The following is a 16,623-nucleotide window of genomic DNA, read 5'->3' on the forward strand; positions in this document are numbered from 1 at the left end:
CCGGGCTCGACTGCGTCGATGACAGCAGTTGATATGTTTTGCCGCGTCGGGCGATAGGCGGCGAACGGTGGACCTCAGGCAGCAGGTCGTCGCGCAGAGTGCAGAAAATGCAGCCGATGGTCATCTCGACCAGCTTTTCCTCGGTCTGGCTCAGCTCGGCGCCGCCGTCGCGGAGGAGGTCCGTGTCGATGTTCACCTCGGACATGTCGTTGACGATGACCGCAACGTGACGGCCCTCGCGGTTGTTGAACACCCAGTTGAGAAGCGTCGTTTGTCTGGCGCCCAGAAAGCCAGAGAGGACTGTGACAGGGATGCGGGTGTCCGTTGATTGCATGCCGTGTCTCTTCGTGCCGGTAGTGTGGATCACGGACGGCCCCGCAGAGCCGCCCGCGAATGTCGGATCAGTGGGCCGTCATCTCCTGGGCGACCTCTTCGCCGCTCAGCTCGGCGGGATAGTAGGTCGGCCAGTTGGTCACTTCCTCGAGCAGCGCCGCCCGGTCGTCGCCCCAGTAGAGGTGGAAGTGCCCGGCGTCGGTGGGCGCGATCGCGTGGTCGCTGAACTGGATGAAGCCCGGCGCCTCGGCATCGCCGCCCGCCTTCTCGAAGATGTAGCGGACGCCGCGGTTGCCGGCCTCGTAGGTCAGCACCTCGTGGCCGTCATCCTCGTAGCGGCCCTGCACCGGCTCTCCGTCACGGAAGAAGATGACGCTATCGCCCTTGATCAGGATGCGGTCCACGTCGGTCGCATAGCCGGTCAGGTAGTAGCCCGTATATTCGGCCGCGGTCATGTCGCCGTGCTCGGCCTTGTGGGCCATGACCTCCTCAAGGGTGCCGTCCTGCAGCAGCGGGTAGACGGATTGCCAGTCGCCCTCCCAGTCAGAGAGGTCGCGAGCCTTGATCTGATCGTCGTCGAAGTAGCCGTTGTAGATGTCGTCGTCGCCGTGATCGTGGGCGTGTTCTTCGGAATGCTCGTGATCGTGGCCCGTCGCGCCGTCGCTGCCGCTTGCCGCGAAGGCCTGCGCGGAAAGGGCGAACAGTGCGCCGGCGGCGAGGATGCTGACGTGCTTGGCGAATGCCTGTTGCATGAGTGTCTCCTGTCATTACCGGGGATCGACGATCCCTACGATTCGTTATGTTATCACATAACATTTTGCTGGTAGCCTCAATCGACGGTGCAGACAACCGCATGATCAGGGATGCGCTCTGCACGAGCGGACAAGGGTCTGAGGAGAACGGCCTCGGGCCGACGTGTCAGGGCAGGCTCAGCCGCACCCTCCGACCGCCATGCACGGCATAGACTTGTCCGGTGATACGGCTTTGTTGCGCAAAGGCGGATGTAGGATTCATCTCGTGAATCCAGAGTGGTAGCTGGGGCGCCATGAGCAGACCTCTCCCGCCGAACTACAAGACCAAGAACTGGCCGGCCTACAACGAAGCGCTGAAGCAGCGTGGCTCCCTGACGATCTGGTTCGATCCGGACATGGTCTGGGTGCCGCGGCCCACAGGCAAGCAAGGCCGGCAGCGGCTATATAGCGACGCCGCGATCCAGACGTGCCTGACGATGAAGGTCCTCTTCGGCATGGCGCTCCGGCAGACGACCGGTTTCGTTGAAAGCCTCCTGCGCCTGGTCGGCCTCGACTGGGCGGTGCCGGATTTCAGCACGTTGAGCCGGCGCCAGAAGGCCTTGGTGGTGACCGTTCCCTACCGCGGCTCCGAGGGGCCGCTGAACCTGCTGATCGACAGCACCGGCATCAAGGCGGAAGGCGAAGGCGAATGGCACGCCCGCAAGCATGGTGGCGCGAAACGCCGCCTGTGGCGCAAGATTCACATAGGCGTCGATGAACAGACGCTGGAAATTCGGGCCATCGAGGTCACAGGGAGTAGGGTCGGCCCCTCTCGGCAGCATCCTGCGGATGCGCCTGCCGGGCAGTGGATGCGCCGATGCTGCCCGAGTTGCTGGATCAGATCCCGGCAGATGAGGAAGTCGCGTCAGTCACCGCGGACGGAGCATACGACACGCGCAAGTGCCACAACGCGGTCGCAGATCGAGGCGCACACGCCGTCATTCCGCCGCGCAAAAACGCCAAGCCGTGGAAGCCTTCGACCGCCGGCGCCATTGCCAGGAACGAGGCACTGCGCGCATCGAAATACCTCGGCCGCGCCATTTGGCGAAAGTGGAGCGGATACCACCGCCGAAGCCGCGCCGAGACGAAGATGCACTGCGTGAAGCTCTTGGGGCAGAGCCTCATGGCGCGCGACTTCGATCGCCAGGTCGCAGAACTCCAAGTCCGCGCCGCCGTGTTGAATGGCTACACTGCGCTCGGAATACCTGTCACCGAGCCCATGGGATAAGTGCGTCCGGGGAAAGGGGAAGTGCAGTCTTCAGCCTCTTTGCGCAACAAAGCCGAGCTACGCTCACGAAATAACCGCATGACCGAAGCCAGGCGGCACTTTCGAGGTCAATGCAAAATGAGTTGGCGATCCCCCGACACCTGCATCGACTTACCGACGTAGGATCGGGTGCCCTTGATCATCAGGGCCGGCATTCAGAACTCGACACCCTGCTGCGCCTTGATGCCGTCGCGGAACGGGTGCTTGATCAGGCTCATCTCGGTCACGAGGTCCGCCGCCTCGATCAGCTCGGGTTTGGCATTGCGCCCGGTGAGACAGACATGGGTCATCTCGGGCTTCGAGGTCAGAAGGAAATCGACCACCTCGTCGATATCGAGATAATCGTAGCGCAGCGCGATGTTGATCTCGTCGAGCAGCACGAAGCGGATCTCGGGATCAAGGATCTGCTCCTTTGCAATCTCCCAGCCCCTGCGGGCGGCGGCGATGTCGCGGTCGCGGTCCTGCGTCTCCCAGGTGAAGCCCTCGCCGGAGACGAAGAACCGGCATTCCTCAGAGAACCGCGAACGGATCATCTCGGCCTCGCCGGTGATCCAGGTGCCCTTGATGAACTGCACCACGGCGCAGGGCATCCCGTGCCCGATGCAGCGCAGGATCATCCCGAAACCCGACGAGGACTTGCCCTTGCCGTTGCCGGTATGCACGAGGATGAGCCCCTTCTCTCCGGTCTTGCCTTCCATCATGCGATCGCGCACCACCTTGATCTTCTTCATCTTTTCGTTGTGGCGGGCGGCGGTCTCGTCTGTCATTGCAATCTCCGGGCTTGACCTGTCTTTGAATTTCGCGCCATGTGGCCCGGTGTTGGTGCCTGTGTAAACAGGTGAAAAGGGAATGGTCAGCCTGCGATGCCTGTCGGCATTTCGGGTCAAGACAGCCGCCCCCGCGACCGTGAACGGAGAAGGTGCTTCGATGCCACTGGCCCAAGGGCCGGGAAGGTGGAGCACCGCAGGGCCATGTGCCCGGGATGCCGTGAGCCGGGAGACCTGCCAGCCCGAATGATGACCGACCGGACGGGGTGTGCCGGTGTCGGAGTGCGCCCGGCTGCCTGTTCTCGTGCGCGTTTCCGCCTGTGCCCCCGTTTGCCAAGCCGATGGGGCCGCGAGAATGAAAGACCTGCTTACGACCGAGACCGAGCTGCTGGTCTGCGTGACCTGCCGCCGCAAGGGTGCGCCGCCAGAAGACGCGCGGCGTCCGGGCCGCGTGCTGTTCGATGCCATCGCGGCTCAGGACAGGCCCGAGGGGCTGCGGGTGACCCCGGTCGAATGCCTGCAGAACTGTTCGCAATCCTGCACCGTCGCGCTGCGCGGGGGCGATGCGAAATGGACCTATGTCTTTTCCAACGTCGACGAGACCGAGCATGCCGCGATGATCGTCGCCGGCGCCGCGCAATATCACGCCGCGCCCGACGGGGTGATCCCGTGGCGCGAGCGCCCCGAGCATTTCAAGCGCAATTGCCTTGCGCGCATCCCTCCCCTCCGCCCCAAGGAGTCCTGATCCATGAGCGATCTGTCCAAGCTTCCCGTCACCGTGATCACCGGCTTTCTCGGCTCGGGAAAGACCACGCTGATTTCCCATCTGATGCGCAAGCCCGAGGGGCGGCGGCTTGCAGTGGTGGTGAACGAGTTCGGTGATGTCGGTGTCGACGGCGAGATCCTGCGCGGCTGCGCGATCCCCGACTGCCCCGCCGAGAACATCGTCGAACTGGCCAACGGCTGCATCTGCTGCACCGTGGCCGATGATTTCATTCCCACCATCGAGGCACTGATGGCGCTTGATCCGCGCCCCGATCACATCCTGATCGAGACCTCGGGCCTGGCGCTGCCGAAACCGCTGCTCAAGGCCTTCGACTGGCCGGACATCCGCGCGAAGATCACGGTCGACGGCGTGATCGCCCTTGCGGATGCCGAGGCGGTGGCGGCGGGCCGGTTTGCGCCCGACGTGGCGGCGGTGGATGCGCAGCGCGCCGCCGATGACAGCATCGACCACGAAACGCCGCTGTCCGAGGTATTCGAGGACCAGCTCTCCTGCGCCGACATCGTGCTGCTCACCAAGCCCGACCTCGCCGGGCCGGAAGGCGTCGCCAGGGCGCGCGAGATCGTCGCAGCGGAAGCCCCCCGCCCGCTGCCGGTGGTCGAGGTCGCGGAGGGCGTGGTGGATGCACGGGTGATCCTCGGGCTCGGGGCCGCCGCCGAGGCTGACCTCGACGCGCGTCCCAGCCACCACGATGGCGCCCCCGAGCATGACCACGACGATTTCGAGAGCATCGTGCTGTCGCTGGCCGAGGTGCCGGACGCGGCGGGTCTGGCCGCGCGGCTGGAACGTCTGGCGCGTGAGCACGACATCCTGCGGATCAAGGGCTACGCCGCCGTCTCGGGCAAGCCGATGCGGCTGCTGGTGCAGGCGGTGGGCGCGCGGGTGCGTCACCAGTACGACCGCATGTGGGGCACGGACGAGGCGCGCAACGGTCAGCTGGTGATCATCGCCGAGCATGACCGGCTCGACGCCGCGGCGCTGCGCGCGGCACTGGCCCCCGCGACGGCGGGCTGAGCCGATGCACGTCGTCTTCCGCGAAAGCCACGGGCTCGAGGACAGCGCGGTTCCGACCGACCTCGCGCAGGATCCGGCGGATCTGGTGGTTCTGTCCTTTTCGGACAGCGATCTGGGGGCCTTTGCGGAAGGCTGGCACCGGGCGGCCGGCGGCCTGCCCTCGCTGCGGCTTGCGAACCTGTCGGCGCTGCGGCACCCGCTGTCGGTCGACACCTATGTCGAGCGGACGCTGGCGGGGGCGAAGGGCATCCTCGTGCGGCTGATCGGTGGGATGCCCTACTGGGACTACGGGCTGCGGCAGGTGCAGGCGCTGGCCCGGGCGCGCGGCATCGCGCTGGCGGTGCTGCCCGCCGATGGGCGGGAAGATGCGCGGCTGGATTCGGTCTCGACCCTGCCGATCTCGACCCTGCGCCGGCTGGCGGAGCTGTGCGACACCGGCGGCGCCGTGGCCGCGCAGGCGGCGCTGGCGCAGATGGCGCTGGCCTCGGGGCTTTACGCCGCGCCGGTGCCGGGATCGAAGGCGCTGCCGGTGGTCGGGTTCTGGACGCCGGAGTGTGGCGCGATGTCGCCTTCGGCGGCGAGAGGCGCTGCCCCTCGCGCTCCCCGGCGTATTTCTGGAAAGATGAAAGGGCGACGGGTGCTGGTGGTGTTCTACCGCTCCTACATCGTGTCCGCCGACGTGGCCCCTGTGGAAGCTCTGTTCAGCGCCTTTCGTGCAGAGGGGGCAGAGGTGACCGGGCTTTATGCCCCATCGCTGAAGGGGGCGAGTGCCGGGCCGCTGGCGGAGGCGATCCGGGAGGCCGCGCCCGATGTCATCGTCAATCTCACCGCATTTTCCGCCGCCTCGGGCGAGTCCGCGCCGGTGCTGGACGCGGCGGGCGTACCGGTGTTCCAGGCGGTGATGGCGACCTCGTCGCGCGAGGCGTGGGCAGGGGCGGAGCGCGGTCTTTCGCCTGCCGACCTCGCGATGCACGTGGTGTTGCCCGAGGTCGATGGGCGGCTGATGGGCGGGGTGATCTCGTTCAAGCAGGCGGGCCGGCGCGACCCGGCGCTGCAACATGCGCTGACGCGGCATTGCCCCGAACCCGCGCGCATTGCTGCGCTGGTGGCGCGAGTCGGCGGCTGGATGGCGCTCGCGGGACAGGCGCCCGCGGAACGCCGGGTGGCGCTGATGCTCTCGACCTATCCCGGCAAGGACTGGAACCTTGGCCATGCGGTGGGGCTCGACGCGCTCGCCTCCGCCGAGGCGATCCTGTCGGACCTGCGCGACGCCGGCCATGACGTGCCGCCCTTTGCCGCGCTCGAGGCCGGCCTGCAGGCCGAGGAGATCCGCCTGCCGCTGGAGCGCTACCGCGCTGCGCTGGAGGCCCTGTCGCCGCAGTTGCGCGCGGGTCTGGCCGAGGCCTGGGGGGCGCCGGAAGAGGATGCTCTCTGCCGCGACGGCGCCTTCCACATCACCGGACTGCGCCTTGGCAAGGCGCTGGTGCTGCTGCAACCGGAGCGCGGCACCCCGGCACGGCGTGCGGAGGAGTACCACGATCTCTCGCGCCTGCCCTGCCACGCCTATGTCGCGCTTTACCTCTGGCTGCGCGAAGAGGCAGACGCGCTGGTCCACATCGGCGCCCATGGCACGCTGGAATGGCTGCCGGGCAAGTCGGTCGCCCTTTCGGATGACTGCTGGCCCGAGGTACTGACCGGCGCGCTGCCGGTGCTCTACCCGTTCATCGTCAACGATCCCGGCGAGGCGGCACAGGCCAAGCGGCGCATCGGGGCGCTGACCCTCGGGCATCTGCCGCCGCCCCTGCGCGAGACCGGAACGCCCGACAGGCTCGGCCCGCTGGAGGCGCTGCTGGACGAGTTTTCCACCGCCGACGGCCTCGACCCGCGCCGCCGCGACAGGCTCATGCAGGACATCCGGGCCGAGGCGCAGGCGCGGGGTCTCGGGGCCGATCTGGGGCTGGGCGAGGTCTGCGGCGCCGAGGCGATCACCCGCATCGACCGCTTCGTCTGTGATATCAAGGACAGCCGCTTTCCCGAAGGATTGCATGTGTGGGGCCGCAGCGGTGCCTGCGCGGAGCAGGAGCGCGATGCGCTGCTTGCCGCGCTCGACGGGCGGCGGATCGCGGCGGGGCCGTCAGGCTCGCCCTACCGTGGGCGCAGCGATGTGCTGCCCACCGGGCGCAACCTCTTCACCACCGACCCCCGCGCCGTTCCGACCCGTGCCGCCCATGCGCAGGGCGTGGCGCTGGCCGGAGAGTTGGTACGCCGCCACCTGCAGGACGAGGGCGACTGGCCGCACGGGCTGGTGGTCGATCTCTGGGGCTCGGCCACGATGCGCACGGCAGGCGAGGAATTCGCCATGGCGCTGCATCTTCTCGGCGTGCGTCCGCGCTGGGACGAAGGCTCGGGCCGGGTGAGCGGCTTCGAGATCCTGCCCGTGGCAGAGCTCGACCGTCCGCGCATCGACGTGACGCTGCGGGTCTCCGGCCTCTTTCGCGACGTGTTCGCGCCGCTCACGGCACTGTTCTCGCAAGCGGTGCGCGCGCTGTCGCAACGTGACGAGGCCCCGGACTGGAACCCCTATGCCGGCAGCGATGCCGGCGCGCGGGTCTTCGGGCCGGAGCCGGGGCGCTACGGGCTCGGGATGGGGAACCTTTCGGAGCAGGACCGCCATGCCGCCGGACAGGCCTGGCTTGCCGGGTCGTCCTGGGCGCTCGACGGCGAGACCGCTCGGCACGACCCCGAGGCGCTGCGTGCGCAGGTCGCAGCGGCGGATGCCTTCGTGCACCTTCAGGACCTGCCCGAAACCGACCTCTTGATGGCGGCCGATTACGCCGCGCACGAAGCCGGATTTGCCGCCGCGCAGACGGTAACGGGGGGCGAAGCGCGGCTGTGGCATCTGGATGGGACCGATCCGGCACGGCCCCGCGCCCGTGCGCTGCCCGAGGAAATCGCCCGCACCGTGCATGCCCGCGCCGCGAACCCCGCATGGATCGCCTCGATGCGCGCCCACGGCTTTCGGGGCGCCGCCGAGATCGCGGCGACGCTCGAGCATATGGCCGCCTTTGCGCAGCTTGCCGGAGTGGTGTCTCCGAAGCTCTTCGATCTCTTCCATGAAGAAACGCTTGGCGATCCCGAAACCGACGCCTTCCTGCGCGAGACGAACCCCGGCGCCCATGCGGCGATGCTGGACCGCTTTGCGGCGCTGCAGGCCGCGGGGCTCTGGATGTCGCGGCGCAATGCGCGGGTGATGGCATGAGCGTGGTCAAGGGATGGTGTCCGGGGGCCCACCGCCCGATGCTGTCCGGGGACGGGCTCGTCGTCCGGGTCCGCCCCTTTCGCGGCGAGCTGAACCGGGCGCAGGTTCTTGGGCTGTGCGATCTTGCCGAGCGGTTCGGCAACGGGCTGATCGAGCTGACATCGCGCGCCAACCTGCAACTGCGGGGCATCGCGCAGGAGGATCACCTCGCGCTTCTTGCCGCGCTGGAAGGGCTGGGCCTGCTCGACCTCGATCCATCGTTCGAGGCGCGGCGCAACATGCTTGTCGCCCCGGACCGGTCCCCGGGCGATCTCACGGACCGTCTTTGCACCGGGTTGCTCGAGGCGCTGCCGCGGCTTCCCAACCTGCCCGAAAAGATGGGCTACGTGATCGACACCGGTGCCCGGGCCTGGCTTGGCGAGGCGATCGGCGACTTCCGGCTGGAACTGGCCGAGAACGGCGCGCTGCTGCTGCGCGCCGACGGTGTGGCCCTCGGGCGGCCCGTCTCCGAGGCCGGGGCGATCCCCGCGATCATCGAGCTTGCGGACTGGTTCGTCGGCACCGGAGGTCGCGACAACGGGCGCATGGCGCGCCATGTCGCAAAGGCCATGCTTCCCGAGATGTGGCAGCGAGCCGCCCCGCGCGCGCAAGGCTGGCCGGAGCCGGGCATCGATCCCGAGCTTGGCGCGGTGCTTGGCGTGCCCTTCGGCGCACTTGAGCCGGAGGCGCTGCGCGGCCTCGTCGCGCAAAGCGGTGCCTCGGCGCTGCGCCCCCTGCCGGGCCGGATGCTGCGCATTCTCTGCCCGCAGCCCGAGGCCGCGTTGCACCCCGGCTTTGTCAGCGCCCCGGGCGCGCCCGAGATGCGTGCCTCGGCCTGCCCCGGCGCCCCCTTCTGCCCAGCCGCCAGCGTCGAGACCCGGTCGCTTGCCCGCACGCTTGCGCGGCGCGCCAGTGCCGACACCGATGCCGGGGGCAGCCTGCATGTGTCGGGCTGCGCCAAGGGCTGCGCCCATCCGCGCCGTGCAGACCTCACGCTGGTGGGGCGGGACGGCCGTTTCGATCTTGTCCGGGGCGGCGCGCCCTGGGACCCGCCGAGCCTGACGGGCCTTGACCCGTCGCACATTCCCGACGCCATCCGGAGCGCCTGAATGCCCTACGATTACCAGAAGGATGGCGCCGCCATCTACACCGAGAGCTTCGCGACAATCCGCGCCGAGGCCGATCTTGGCCATTTTAACGCGGATGAAGAGCCGATCGCCGTACGCATGATCCATGCCGCGGGCATGGTCGGGCTGGAACGTCATGTGCGCTTTTCGGACGGCTTTGCCCGCGTCGCCCGCGCCGCGCTGGCCAATGGCGCGCCGATCCTTTGCGATGCGCGCATGGTCTCGGAAGGCGTCACCCGCAAGCGCCTGCCGGCGGACAATGATGTCATCTGCACCCTGCATGATCCCTCCGTGCCCGCGTTGGCGCAGGAGATGGGCAACACCCGCTCGGCGGCGGCGCTGGAACTCTGGCGGCCGCATCTGGACGGCGCGCTGGTGGCCATCGGCAACGCGCCGACCGCGCTGTTCCATCTGCTGAACATGCTCGAGGATCCCGCCTGGCCGCGCCCGGCGGCGATCATCGGCTGCCCCGTCGGCTTTGTCGGCGCGCGGGAAAGCAAGGATGCCCTCTGGGCCGACCAGCCGGTGCCCTGCTGCATCGTCGAGGGCCGCCTCGGCGGCAGCGCGATCACCGTCGCGGCGATCAACGCCATCGCGAGCCGGGCGGAATGAGCTTGCAGGAGGACCTGGCCAGTACCCGGGCGAACTCCGTCCGCGGCACCATCCGCGGCGTGGGGCTCGGCCCCGGCGATCCCGAGTTGATGTCGGTCCGGGCGGACCGGCTGCTGCGCAGCGCGCGCCACGTCGCCTATTTCCGCAAGGCCGGCCGCGCGGGTCAGGCGCGCCGCATCGTCGAGGGGATGCTTCCCGAGGGCGTCGTCGAGATCGCCATGGAATATCCGGTCACCACCGAGATCCCGCTGGACGATCCGCGCTACAACGGGATCCTGTCGGCGTTCTATGCAGAGTGCACCGCGCGGCTCAAGGCGCTGTCGGACGCGGGTCATGACGTGCTGGTGCTCGCCGAGGGCGATCCCTTCTTCTACGGCTCGTTCATGCATCTCCACACCCGGCTGACCGGGCTGGTCCCGCTCGAGATCGTGCCCGCGATCACCGGCATGTCCGCCGCCTGGGCGGCGACCGGCGCGCCGATCACCTGGGGCGACGACATTCTCAGCACCCTGATGGGCACGCTGCCCGAAGAGATGCTGGCCCAGCAGATGCGGAACGCCGATGCGCTGGTGATCATGAAGATCGGGCGCAATATCGAGAAGGTGCGCCGCGCCCTGCGCCGCGCGGGCCGCTACGAGGACGCCTGGCTGGTGGAATACGCCGCCATGCCGAACCAGACGGTGCAGCGCCTCGCCGAGGCCGAGGGCCGCGTGACCCCGTATTTCTCCATCGTCATCGTGCACGGACAGGGGCGCAGGCCATGAGCGGCAGCATCACCATCGCGGGGCTCGGGCCCGGCGCCGAGGCGCTCGTCACCCCCGAGGTCACCGCCGCGGTGGCCGCGGCCACCGACGTGATCGGCTACATCCCCTATGTCGCCCGCGTTGCGCCCCGCCCCGGCCTGACGCTGCACCCGTCCGACAACCGCGTCGAACTCGACCGCTCGCGCCATGCGCTGGAGCTGGCAACACAAGGGCGGCGCGTCGTGGTCGTCTCATCGGGGGATCCGGGTGTCTTCGCCATGGCCTCGGCGGTGTTCGAGGCGGTGGAGGCGGGACCGACCGCCTGGCGTGACCTGGATATCCGCGTGCTGCCCGGCATCACCGCGATGCTGGCGGCGGCGGCGCGGGCCGGTGCTCCGCTCGGGCATGATTTCTGCACCATCAACCTTTCGGACAACCTCAAGCCCTGGTCGCTGATCGAGCGCCGGCTGAAGCTCGCCGCCCAGGCGGATTTCGCCATGGCGTTCTACAACCCGCGCTCGAAGGCCCGCCCCGAGGGGTTCGCCCGCACGCTGGAGGTTCTCAGGGAGGCATGCGGCGACGCGCGCCCGGTGATCTTTGCCCGTGCCGTCTCGACCCCAGAGGAACAGATCCGCGTGGTGCCGCTTCCGCAGTGCACGCCCGAGATGGCGGACATGCGGACAATGGTGATCGTCGGCAACTCTGCCACGCGGATCATCGAGCGCGCGGGCGCGCCCATCGTCTACACCCCGAGGTCGGTCCCCGCATGAGCCAACCACTCCATCACCTGCGCGATCTCGTGTGTCTCGTGCCGGGGCGGCATCTGCGGCCGGTCGATCATCAGGACCGGCAGGCCGAGACGGCGCGCCGCCTCGATCTTGGCATAGGCCCCCGCGCCGCCGGAATTCTTCGAGACGACAAGCTCGATGCCGTGCTGCTGCATGAGGGCGATGTCGCCGTCGAGGGCAAATGGGCCGCGGTCCACCACGACGGTGCAATCAGGCAGCGGCAGCGCCTCTGGCGGATCGACGAGCCGGAGCAGGTAATGGTGCTGCGGCTGCTCCGCGAAATCCATAAGATGCATGCGGCCCACGGCGAGCATCACGCGGCGGCGCGGGCCTGCGAGGGCGCGGCCCGCCCTGGCGATGTCCGGCACATGGGTCCAGCGGTCGCCCTCTTCCGCCTGCCAAGGCGCGCGGGTGAGCGCGATCAGCGGCACACCGGTCTGCGCGCAAGCGGCCACGGCGTTGCCGCTCATCCGGGCGGCAAAGGGGTGGGTGGCGTCGATGACATGGGTGATGCGGTTTTCCGCGATGTAACGCGCCAGCCCCTCCGCCCCGCCGAATCCCCCGACCCGCAGCGGCAAAGCCTGTGCCGCCGGGCTCGCCACGCGCCCTGCCATGGAGATCGTGCCGTTCACCCCGGCCTCGGCAAGGGCGCGGCCAAGGCGGGTGCCCTCGGTGGTGCCGCCCAGCACGAGAAGGTTGGTCATGTCTGAGGCTCCGTGGCTGACCATCGTCGGTGTCGGAGAGGATGGCCCGGACGGGCTGTGCGCTGCAAGCCGAAGCGCGCTGGATGCCGCAGAGGTGGTCATGGGACCGCCCCGCCATCTTGCGCTGCTGCCCGAGGGCGGCGCGGAACGCATCGCATGGCCTGTGCCCTTTGCCGACGGGGTGGAGCAGTTGCTTGGCCTGCGCGGCCGGCAGGTTGTGGCGCTGGCCTCGGGCGATCCGTTCTGGTTCGGCGCGGGCGCGGTGCTGGCGCGCAGGCTGTCGCCCGGAGACTGGCGCGCTCTGCCCGGGCGATCCTGTTTCGCGCTGGCCGCCGCCCGGCTGGGCTGGCCGCTCGAGGACACCGTCTGTCTCGGGCTGCACGCCGCACCGCTGGCACGGATGCGCCCGGTCCTGGCGCCGGGGCGCAGGATGCTGGTGCTGCTGCGCGACGGCGCCGCGGTGGCGCAGCTTGCGGGATACCTCGCGCAGGAAGGGTTCGGCGCGTCGGACCTGCACATCATGGAACGCCTCGGCGGTCCGTCCGAGCGTCTTACACGCCAGCGCGCCGATGCGGGTGCCGGATCGCACGAGGCGCCGGTCTGTGTCGGCGTCGAGGTGGCCGGCAAGGGCCGGGTGCTGCCGCTCGCCTCGGGACGGGCGGATGACTGGTTCGACAATGACGGCCAGATCACCAGGCGCCCGGTGCGCGCGCTGACCCTTTCGGCGCTGGCGCCCCGGCCCTTCGAGCATCTGTGGGACATCGGCGGTGGCTCGGGGTCCATCGCCATCGAATGGCTGCTGTCCGATGTCTCGCTGACGGCCACCACCATCGAGCCGCGCCCCGACAGGGCTGCGCGCATCACCGCCAACGCCGCGAGGCTTGGAGTCGAACGGCTGCGCGTGGTGCCCGGCTCGGCGCCCGAGGCGCTAAAGGGGCTGGAGACGCCGCAGGCGGTCTTCGTCGGCGGCGGGCTGGATGCGGCCCTGCTCGGCTGGCTGACCACCCACCTCCCACGCGGCACGCGGATCGTTGCCAACGCGGTGACGCTGGAAACCGAAGCGCTGCTGATCGCGGCCCAGGCGGCGCATGGCGGTGATCTGCTGCGGGTGCAGCTGTCGGAAACGCGCGCGCTCGGCTCGAAACGTGGTTGGCAGACCGCCTTCCCGATCCTGCAATGGAGCGCCGTGCCATGATCGTCGCGGGGTTCGGATTTCGCACCAGCGCGGGACCGGAGAGCCTGCGCGACGCCCTCGCCCGCGCGGGCCAGCGTCCGCAGCGGATCGCCACCGCCGAGGACAAGGCCACATCCCGCGCCTTCATCGACTTTGCCCAAGCCGAGGCGCTGCCCGCCCAGGCGATCCCCCCCGACGCGTTGACGGCCCAGGTCACGCTGACCGCCTCGTCCCGCGTGCTGGCAGAACGCGGCACCGGCTCGGTGGCCGAGGCCGCCGCCCTGGCTGCCGCAGGCCCCGGTGCGCGGCTCCTGGGGCCGCGGGTCTTTTCATCCGACCGCATGGCGAGCTGCGCGCTCGCCCTGCAAGATCTCGAAGGACAGGACACATGACCGTTCACTTCATCGGCGCCGGTCCCGGCGCGCCCGACCTGCTGACCCTGCGCGGCCGCGACATCATCGCCTCGTGTCCGGTCTGCCTCTACGCCGGGTCGCTGGTGCCCGAGGCGATCCTTGCCCATTGCCCGCCCGGTGCGCGCATCGTCAACACCGCGCCGCTGAGCCTCGACGAGATCATCGACGAGATCCGCGCGGCCCATGACGGGGGTCAGGACGTGGCCCGGCTGCATTCAGGCGATCTTTCGGTCTGGTCCGCCATGGGCGAGCAGATGCGTCGCCTGAAGGCCGAAGGAATCCCTGTGTCGGTGACGCCGGGCGTTCCGTCCTTTGCCGCCGCCGCCGCCGCTCTGGGGGCCGAGCTTACGCTGCCTGGCCTCGCCCAATCGCTGGTGCTGACCCGCACGCCGGGGCGGGCCTCTTCGATGCCCGAGGGCGAGACGCTGACCAATTTCGCCGCCACCGGTGCGACGCTGGCGATTCACCTGTCGATCCAGAACATCGCCGCAGTGGTGCGTGACCTCGCACCCGCTTATGGCGCGGACTGCCCTGTTGCCGTGGTCTTTCGCGCCAGCTGGCCGGACGAGCGTATCATTCGCGGCAAGCTCGCGGACATCGAAACCCGTCTCGACGCCGGCATCACCCGCACCGCGCTGATCCTCGTCGGCCCGGCGCTCGGCGGCGAGGGGTTTGCCGAGAGCTGCCTCTATGCCGCCGACTACGACCGGCGCTACAGGCCGCAAACTGCAGACAGCCCGTGGCAGGACTGGACCCCGGAGCCGCAGGATGGCTGACGGGCTGATGATCTCGGCCCCCGCCTCGGGGACCGGCAAGACCACGGTGATGCTGGGCCTGCTCCGGGCGCTGACCGAGGACGGCGTCAAGGTGCAGCCCTTCAAGTCCGGGCCCGACTACATCGACCCGGCCTTCCACCTTGCGGCGGCGGGGCGGCACAGCTTCAACCTCGACGGCTGGGCGATGGGCGACCGGCTCTGGCACGCCATCGCGGCGCAGGCGGCGGGGGCAGATATCTGCGTCGCGGAAGGGTCGATGGGGCTCTATGACGGGGTCGCCACCAAGGGCCTGCGCGGCTTCGGCAGCAGCGCCGAGACGGCGGTTTCGATGGGCTGGCCGGTGGTGCTGGTGATCGACGTCAGCGGACAGGCGCAGAGCGCCGCCGCCACCGCGCTGGGATTCCGGCAATACATGCCCGAGCTGCCCTTTGCGGGCGTGATCCTCAACCGCTGCGCCTCGCCCCGGCACGAGCGGCTGGCCCGGGCCGGGATGGACCGCGCCGGGCTGCCGGTGTTGGGCGTGCTGCCCCGGCGCGGCGATCTGGCGCTGCCCGAGCGGCATCTGGGGCTGATCCAGGCGGTCGAGCATCCCGACCTCGACAAGGCCATCGCAGGCTATGCCGCCTTTCTGCGCGAACACGTGGACATTGGCGCGATCCGGGCGGCGGCGCGCGGCCATGCGCTGCCGGCTCCAGGCGCCCTGCCCCGCCCCCCGGCGCAGCGCATCGCGATTGCCCGCGATGCGGCATTCTCCTTCACCTATCCGCACCTGCTGGAAGGCTGGCACGCGGCGGGCGCCGAGATCCTGCCCTTCTCGCCACTGGCCGACGAGTCCCCTGCCGCCGATGCCGATCTGGTCTGGCTGCCCGGCGGCTACCCCGAGCTGCATGCCGGGCAGCTTTCTGCAGCCGGGAGTTTCCGCGCGGGGCTGCGGGCCTTCGCAGAGACCCGCCCCGTTCATGGCGAGTGCGGCGGCTACATGGCGCTTGGCGCCGGGCTGATCGACAAGGAGGGCACGCGGCACGAGATGGCCGGGCTGCTCGGTCTCGTGACCAGCTACGAAAAGCGAAAGTTCCACCTCGGCTATCGCCGCGCGGTGCTGAGCGCGCCGATGCCCGGAAGCGCCCCCGGCGCGGCGCTGCGCGGGCACGAGTTCCACTACTCGACCATTCTCGAACAGCCCGACGCACCACTGGCAAGCGTCAGCGACGCCGACGGCGCGCCCGTGCCCGAGACGGGTTCGGTGCGCGGCAACGTCACCGGCACCTTCTTTCACCTCATTTCCCGGGAGACCCCGTCATGAGCGGTTTCGTCAGTTTCGTCAGCTCCGGCCCCGGCGATCCCGAGTTGCTGACACTCAAGGCCGTGGACCGCCTGGGCCGCGCCGATGCGGTTCTCTACGACGATCTCTCGGCCGGTCCGATCCTCGAACACGCGCGTGAGGGGGCGGACCTCGTCGGCGTCGGAAAACGTGCCGGGCGGCCCTCGCCCCGGCAGGATCACGTCAGCCGCCTGCTGGTGGAGTATGCCGGGGTCGGTCAGCGCGTGGTGCGGCTGAAATCCGGCGACGGCGGCATCTTCGGCCGGCTCGAGGAAGAGCTGACCGCGCTCAGGGAGGCCGGGATCGACTACGAGATCATCCCCGGTGTGCCCTCGGCCTGTGCGGCGGCGGCAGCGGCGGGCATCCCTCTGACCCGGCGGCTGACCGCGCGGCGGGTGCAATTCGCCACCGGCCACGACCTGACCGGCGCGCTGCCCGAGGATGCCAATATCGCGGCTCTGGCCGACCCGATGGCGACCACGGCGATCTTCATGGGCAAACGCACCTTCCCCGGCCTTGCCGCGCGCCTGATCGCAGAGGGGCTGCCCCCCGAGACGCCCGCGATGCTGGCGGAATCCGTCAGCCGCCCCGACCAGCAGATCTCGCGCCATACCGTCGCGAGCCTGGCCGCGCGGCTTGCGAACGAGCCCGGCGACAAGGCCGGGCTCATCCTGTTCGGACCTTTGGCAGAGGAGTGAAACGACCCGGCCC

At 69.4% G+C, this 16,623-nt stretch carries 15 protein-coding genes, 2 pseudogenes and 1 riboswitch; of the genes and pseudogenes, 13 read left to right on the plus strand and 4 right to left on the minus strand.

The annotated features are described in order from the left end of the window. Nucleotides 1-13: 13 nt before the first annotated feature. Together D6860_RS11225 and D6860_RS11230 are read right to left on the minus strand one after the other, a co-directional pair. Nucleotides 14-334: pseudogene (locus D6860_RS11225) on the minus strand (GTP-binding protein); the annotation flags it as partial. Nucleotides 335-401: 67 nt separating this feature from the next. Continuing rightward, entirely contained in the window at nt 402-1,085 is a 684-nt protein-coding gene (locus tag D6860_RS11230; RefSeq protein ID WP_017468423.1) for a ZinT family metal-binding protein, read from the minus strand. Between the two features lie 293 nt (nt 1,086-1,378). On the opposite strand from D6860_RS11230, the pseudogene D6860_RS11235 reads away from it, so the two are divergent. After that, nucleotides 1,379-2,352: pseudogene (locus D6860_RS11235) on the plus strand (IS5 family transposase). 194 nt (nt 2,353-2,546) lie between these two features. Here the strand turns inward: D6860_RS11235 and cobO are convergent. After that, nucleotides 2,547-3,158: a cob(I)yrinic acid a,c-diamide adenosyltransferase gene (gene cobO, locus D6860_RS11240; protein ID WP_076625115.1), complete on the minus strand. Its 612-nt coding sequence runs from the start codon at nt 3,156-3,158 to the stop codon at nt 2,547-2,549. 36 nt (nt 3,159-3,194) lie between these two features. After that, a riboswitch (cobalamin riboswitch) is annotated at nt 3,195-3,415 on the plus strand. Nucleotides 3,416-3,513: 98 nt separating this feature from the next. On the opposite strand from cobO, the gene D6860_RS11245 reads away from it, so the two are divergent. Genes D6860_RS11245 through cobJ form a run of 7 tightly spaced genes read left to right on the plus strand, consistent with a single transcriptional unit; the run spans nt 3,514 to nt 11,506 of the window. Next, on the plus strand, nt 3,514-3,903 hold the full coding sequence (locus D6860_RS11245; RefSeq protein WP_076625116.1) for a DUF1636 family protein: 390 nt from the start codon (nt 3,514-3,516) through the stop codon (nt 3,901-3,903). Nucleotides 3,904-3,906: 3 nt separating this feature from the next. After that, nucleotides 3,907-4,956, plus strand: a complete 1,050-nt coding sequence (gene cobW / locus D6860_RS11250) for a cobalamin biosynthesis protein CobW (protein ID WP_076625117.1) — start codon at nt 3,907-3,909, stop codon at nt 4,954-4,956. A 4-nt stretch (nt 4,957-4,960) separates the two neighbouring features. Further along, nucleotides 4,961-8,215, plus strand: coding sequence for a cobaltochelatase subunit CobN (gene cobN, locus D6860_RS11255; protein WP_076625482.1), 3,255 nt, complete (start codon nt 4,961-4,963; stop codon nt 8,213-8,215). After that, nucleotides 8,212-9,363 (plus strand): hypothetical protein, encoded by a 1,152-nt coding sequence (locus D6860_RS11260; RefSeq protein ID WP_076625118.1) that lies wholly within the window; start codon nt 8,212-8,214, stop codon nt 9,361-9,363. Before cobN ends, D6860_RS11260 begins: the two co-directional genes overlap by 4 nt. Then, on the plus strand, nt 9,364-9,993 hold the full coding sequence (locus D6860_RS11265; RefSeq protein WP_017468631.1) for a precorrin-8X methylmutase: 630 nt from the start codon (nt 9,364-9,366) through the stop codon (nt 9,991-9,993). Further along, nucleotides 9,990-10,757 (plus strand): precorrin-2 C(20)-methyltransferase, encoded by a 768-nt coding sequence (locus tag D6860_RS11270; RefSeq protein ID WP_017468632.1) that lies wholly within the window; start codon nt 9,990-9,992, stop codon nt 10,755-10,757. The genes D6860_RS11265 and D6860_RS11270 overlap by 4 nt, the downstream gene beginning before the upstream one ends. Next, a complete protein-coding gene (gene cobJ / locus D6860_RS11275; RefSeq protein WP_076625119.1) occupies nt 10,754-11,506 on the plus strand; it encodes a precorrin-3B C(17)-methyltransferase in 753 nt (250 codons plus the stop codon). Before D6860_RS11270 ends, cobJ begins: the two co-directional genes overlap by 4 nt. Here cobJ and D6860_RS11280 read toward each other — a convergent pair. After that, nucleotides 11,479-12,228, minus strand: a complete 750-nt coding sequence (locus D6860_RS11280) for a cobalt-precorrin-6A reductase (protein WP_076625120.1) — start codon at nt 12,226-12,228, stop codon at nt 11,479-11,481. The genes cobJ and D6860_RS11280 overlap by 28 nt on opposite strands. Here D6860_RS11280 and cbiE point away from each other — a divergent pair. Genes cbiE through cobA form a run of 5 tightly spaced genes read left to right on the plus strand, consistent with a single transcriptional unit; the run spans nt 12,227 to nt 16,610 of the window. Next, nucleotides 12,227-13,423, plus strand: coding sequence for a precorrin-6y C5,15-methyltransferase (decarboxylating) subunit CbiE (gene cbiE / locus D6860_RS11285; RefSeq protein ID WP_076625121.1), 1,197 nt, complete (start codon nt 12,227-12,229; stop codon nt 13,421-13,423). The genes D6860_RS11280 and cbiE overlap by 2 nt on opposite strands. Continuing rightward, complete coding sequence (locus D6860_RS11290; protein WP_076625483.1) at nt 13,420-13,794, plus strand: cobalamin biosynthesis protein; 375 nt, start codon at nt 13,420-13,422, stop codon at nt 13,792-13,794. The genes cbiE and D6860_RS11290 overlap by 4 nt, the downstream gene beginning before the upstream one ends. After that, entirely contained in the window at nt 13,791-14,591 is an 801-nt protein-coding gene (gene cobM / locus D6860_RS11295; RefSeq protein WP_076625122.1) for a precorrin-4 C(11)-methyltransferase, read from the plus strand. Before D6860_RS11290 ends, cobM begins: the two co-directional genes overlap by 4 nt. Then, complete coding sequence (locus D6860_RS11300; protein ID WP_076625123.1) at nt 14,584-15,894, plus strand: cobyrinate a,c-diamide synthase; 1,311 nt, start codon at nt 14,584-14,586, stop codon at nt 15,892-15,894. The genes cobM and D6860_RS11300 overlap by 8 nt, the downstream gene beginning before the upstream one ends. Then, nucleotides 15,891-16,610: a uroporphyrinogen-III C-methyltransferase gene (gene cobA / locus D6860_RS11305; RefSeq protein WP_017469095.1), complete on the plus strand. Its 720-nt coding sequence runs from the start codon at nt 15,891-15,893 to the stop codon at nt 16,608-16,610. Before D6860_RS11300 ends, cobA begins: the two co-directional genes overlap by 4 nt. Nucleotides 16,611-16,623: the final 13 nt, after the last annotated feature.

Origin of the sequence: Salipiger sp. D13 (assembly GCF_003703915.1) — a bacterium.
Lineage (GTDB): Bacteria > Pseudomonadota > Alphaproteobacteria > Rhodobacterales > Rhodobacteraceae > Salipiger > Salipiger profundus.

Bases quoted from the DNA above. Each gene is read 5' to 3' on its own strand.
- cobO (WP_076625115.1), bottom strand. From the start codon at position 3,158: ATGACAGACGAGACCGCCGCCCGCCACAACGAAAAGATGAAGAAGATC.
- cobN (WP_076625482.1), top strand. From the start codon at position 4,961: ATGCACGTCGTCTTCCGCGAAAGCCACGGGCTCGAGGACAGCGCGGTT.
- D6860_RS11245 (WP_076625116.1), top strand. From the start codon at position 3,514: ATGAAAGACCTGCTTACGACCGAGACCGAGCTGCTGGTCTGCGTGACC.
- D6860_RS11260 (WP_076625118.1), top strand. From the start codon at position 8,212: ATGAGCGTGGTCAAGGGATGGTGTCCGGGGGCCCACCGCCCGATGCTG.
- cobA (WP_017469095.1), top strand. From the start codon at position 15,891: ATGAGCGGTTTCGTCAGTTTCGTCAGCTCCGGCCCCGGCGATCCCGAG.
- D6860_RS11230 (WP_017468423.1), bottom strand. From the start codon at position 1,085: ATGCAACAGGCATTCGCCAAGCACGTCAGCATCCTCGCCGCCGGCGCA.
- D6860_RS11265 (WP_017468631.1), top strand. From the start codon at position 9,364: ATGCCCTACGATTACCAGAAGGATGGCGCCGCCATCTACACCGAGAGC.
- cbiE (WP_076625121.1), top strand. From the start codon at position 12,227: ATGTCTGAGGCTCCGTGGCTGACCATCGTCGGTGTCGGAGAGGATGGC.
- cobW (WP_076625117.1), top strand. From the start codon at position 3,907: ATGAGCGATCTGTCCAAGCTTCCCGTCACCGTGATCACCGGCTTTCTC.
- D6860_RS11300 (WP_076625123.1), top strand. From the start codon at position 14,584: ATGGCTGACGGGCTGATGATCTCGGCCCCCGCCTCGGGGACCGGCAAG.
- D6860_RS11270 (WP_017468632.1), top strand. From the start codon at position 9,990: ATGAGCTTGCAGGAGGACCTGGCCAGTACCCGGGCGAACTCCGTCCGC.
- D6860_RS11290 (WP_076625483.1), top strand. From the start codon at position 13,420: ATGATCGTCGCGGGGTTCGGATTTCGCACCAGCGCGGGACCGGAGAGC.
- cobJ (WP_076625119.1), top strand. From the start codon at position 10,754: ATGAGCGGCAGCATCACCATCGCGGGGCTCGGGCCCGGCGCCGAGGCG.
- cobM (WP_076625122.1), top strand. From the start codon at position 13,791: ATGACCGTTCACTTCATCGGCGCCGGTCCCGGCGCGCCCGACCTGCTG.
- D6860_RS11280 (WP_076625120.1), bottom strand. From the start codon at position 12,228: ATGACCAACCTTCTCGTGCTGGGCGGCACCACCGAGGGCACCCGCCTT.